At 53.8% G+C, this 3708-nt stretch carries 1 protein-coding gene; it reads left to right on the plus strand.

Annotation, left to right across the window (positions count from 1 at the left end):
* The coding region (locus tag BLX24_RS29615; protein ID WP_143092880.1) for a DUF11 domain-containing protein at positions 1-1422 on the plus strand (1422 nt) is incomplete at its 5' end.
* Positions 1423-3708: the final 2286 nt, after the last annotated feature.

Genomic DNA, 3708 nt, shown 5'->3' on the forward strand with positions numbered 1-3708 from the left:
GGCACGGTGACGGTCGTGCCTGTACCGGTCTTTACCGTCTTGTCAACGACATGCGCTGCTGACGGTAAAACCTATATGGTCATGGGATCTGTTAGTCCGGCTTCGGCAACGGTTTCGGCTTCGTCAGGAGCGGTCACACAGAATGGAAGCAGCTTCACCATCAGTGCTGTCAGTTCCGGAAGTACCATTACCCTGAACCTGCTTACAGAAGCCGGTTGTACGGCAAACCAGTCTATTGCGTCGCCGTTATGTCAGACACAGTGTCCGGTCATCACCGTGACCACGCAGGCCGGCAATCAGACTGCCATGAGCGGTGGTCTTGTTGATCTCTATGCCAATGTTACACCGGCAGGCAGTTTCAGTTACGCGTGGTCGGCACCGGCAGGTATCACGTTGTCATCGGCCAATTCGCCGACGGTTACCACATCGGCTTTGCCGGTAGGTATTCATACGTTTACGGCGGTAGTCACTACCGTGCCGGGATGCAGCACCTACACGACGGTTTCTATTGCCGTATATGCCCCACTGACACCTGCGTTGACCATCCGCAAGTTAGTCGACCGTTCGGAAGCCCGGGTGGGCGGGCTGGTTTCCTATACCCTGGTCCTGCAAAATCTTGGGACCGGCCCGTCACTGAATGATGCGGTCAGGGATTCGCTCACTGCGAATGCCGTCATTATACCTGGTTCAATAACAGCCTCTGTCGGGCAGTTTACGACAACAGCCGCAGGGTTTGTCTGGACCGTACCCAGCCTGCCGGTCAACGGAACGGCAACGGTAGTTTATTCGGCCAGCGTACTTGGAGGCGGATCAATCCGGAACATGGCAACCATACCGGCGGATACGGCTGAGGTCTGTGTGTCGGTGCCGTTTATTGTCTGTAAGGGCAGCGATTATGCTTTTCGGGTCAATGCACCGGCAGGTTATCTGAACTATAAATTTTTCCGGAACGGCACCCTGGTCTACGAAGGTAGCCTGAACAGCTATACTGCCACGAGCGCCGGTGAATATACGGTATTGATTGATGAGCAGGGAGGAGCTTGCGCCAGCGGGTCATGTTGTCCGGTTATTATTCGTGAAGACAGTATTCCGGCATTCTCACTATCGGCCGTCAATCCAACTTGTCGGGGAACAATTGCACAGGCCGATGGCCGGATTTTGCTCACCGGTCTCGACGGTGTGCGGAATGCGTATACGTATCAGTATTCAACCGGTAGTTCCTTTAATGAAACCGGAGCCGGTGCCGCTACAATGATTCCGGAAAACGGCCTTTTAGCAGATGCCATTGGCACGGCAGGTGCCTATACGGTAAGGGTATACAATGAACGAGGTTGTTATCAGGACCTAACCGTCAATATACAGGTAAACTGTACATGCGACGGGCCTGAATGCGTGCCAATTCGGATCAGAAAGATAAAATAATACGCTTTGCAGGGAAAAAAGGCAGAAATACGCTTATGAATACTTCTGCATTAGTTAATGGTATACTTTTTGTAAGTGCACCTGGTTTTTTTTCTGAAAATAAAAAAGGGCTGATTTTGTCATCGTAACAAAGAAAAGTGTGACCAAATAATTGGTTTTGGTATTTGGCATCAACTTATTTGTTACATCTAGTTAATAATGGCTTAATTGTTGTCGCAGATTAAGTACTTAGAAGTGATTTTTGGTTTTGTTGTCATAAAAATCTTTTTCTGACGTCGGTTTAAATTGATAAACGGTAGTACAGACGAAAAGGACACAGCAAGACAGAGTTGCGACAGGTTTTCTAACTATAACGTTTATGCTTTATTGTTTACTTCCACGGAAAAAGCCATGGCTTTGGCTTTGGCTGGCTATGCTATTCCCTTTCGCAGGGAAAGCCCAGCTCATCAGTATTCAGCCGTCGAGTGGCTCCATTTGTGCCGGTCAACCGATAGGCCTTACGGTACTCCCCGGTCTTACCCTGCCAGGTTTAGGTGATCTGGGCATTCTGGATCTGTCCGTATCCGGTCCTGCTGGCATCAGCGCTTCCGTCGGGAGTGGAAACAGTTTAATCAGTGTCAGTACCGGAACCGGTTTACCTACCGGCGTCTATAACCTGACGATTTCGGCCGATGTACTGCCCGTCGCTGATCCGCTGAATTTAATTCCGCCCCTGGTTCTGGTATTACCACTCAACATCACCGGTTTACCATCGAGCCCGAGCCCGCCCGCAACACTGACCGCCCTGACCGGGACCACGCTGTCGCTGTCCGGATTATGCCCGGTCGGGAGTGTATTAGGTACGGTTACCCAGCCGCTCCTTGGCGTGATTCCGGTATCGGCAACCACTGCCGGAACCCAATCGGTATCGCTTATCTGTAATAATGGTGGTTGTCTGAGTGCACCGACCCTGGTCAATGTCTCTTTTCTTGATCCTGTTTTGCAGATTGTTCAGGGGCCATTGGCCTGCGTAGGCGAAGCGTTATCGTTAACGCTGTTGCCGGGGAACTTCAGTTTATCGAATCCATTGATCAACGTCGGTGTCAGCGGCCCGGCCAACACCACGATTTCGGCCCTTGGGCCGGATGGCGTGCTGACCATCAGCGGCCTGACGTCGGGCACCACTACCTTAACCGTAAGTGTCAGCCTGGCAGGAACACGGATTCTGAGCCTGCCGATACCGGTGGTGCGCCTGCCGCTGCCATTAGCCCCGACCACCCCGACGACTGTAACGGGGCTGGCAGGTCTGCCTTTATCACTGACGGGCCTTTGCGAAGTGGGCAGCACGCTGGGCGTACCGGGCTTGCCGTTGTTAGGCAGTATTCCGGTAGCGACGTCGGCTGTCGGGCCGCAAACCCTGTCATTGATCTGTACCAACGCCTCAGGCTGTATCAGCCCGGCCAATATCGTTAACTTATCCATTGTGGCCCCGCTGTTGCAGGTGTTACAGGGACCACTGGCCTGCGTAGGCGAAGCGTTATCGTTAACGCTGTTGCCGGGGAACTTCAGTTTATCGAATCCATTGATCAACGTCGGTGTCAGCGGCCCGGCCAACACCACGATTTCGGCCCTTGGGCCGGATGGCGTGCTGACCATCAGCGGCCTGACGTCGGGCACCACTACCTTNTAATTTAAGTGTCGCAGGCAATCAGGTGTTGAGTCTGCCGGTACCGGTGGTGCGTCTGTCGCTGCCATTGGCACCGACCACCCCGACGACTGTAACGGGGCTGGTGGGTCTGCCTTTGTCACTGACGGGCCTTTGCGAAGTGGGCAGTACGCTGGGCGTACCGGGCTTGCCGTTGTTGGGTAGTATTCCGGTGCCTACCTCAACAGTTGGTACACAAAGTTTGTCGCTGATCTGTACCAACGCCTCAGGGTGTATCAGCCCGGCCAATGTCCTGAACCTGTCCATTGTGGCGCCGCTGTTACAGGTGTTACAGGGACCACTGGCCTGCGTAGGCGAAGCGTTATCCTTAACACTGTTGCCGGGTAACTTCAGTTTATCGAATCCATTGATCAACGTCGGTGTCAGCGGCCCGGCCAACACAACAGTTTCGGCCCTTGGGCCGGATGGCGTGCTGACCATCAGCGGCCTGACGTCGGGTACCACGACGCTGACGCTTAATTTAAGTGTCGCANCAGCGTGAGTGTACTGGGCAATCAGGTGTTGAGCCTGCCGGTACCGGTGGTGCGTTTGCCGTTGCCATTGACTCCGGCTACCCCGACGACTGTAACGGGGCTGGCAGG

This window comes from Arsenicibacter rosenii (genome assembly GCF_001870735.1).
Taxonomy (GTDB): domain Bacteria; phylum Bacteroidota; class Bacteroidia; order Cytophagales; family Spirosomataceae; genus Arsenicibacter; species Arsenicibacter rosenii.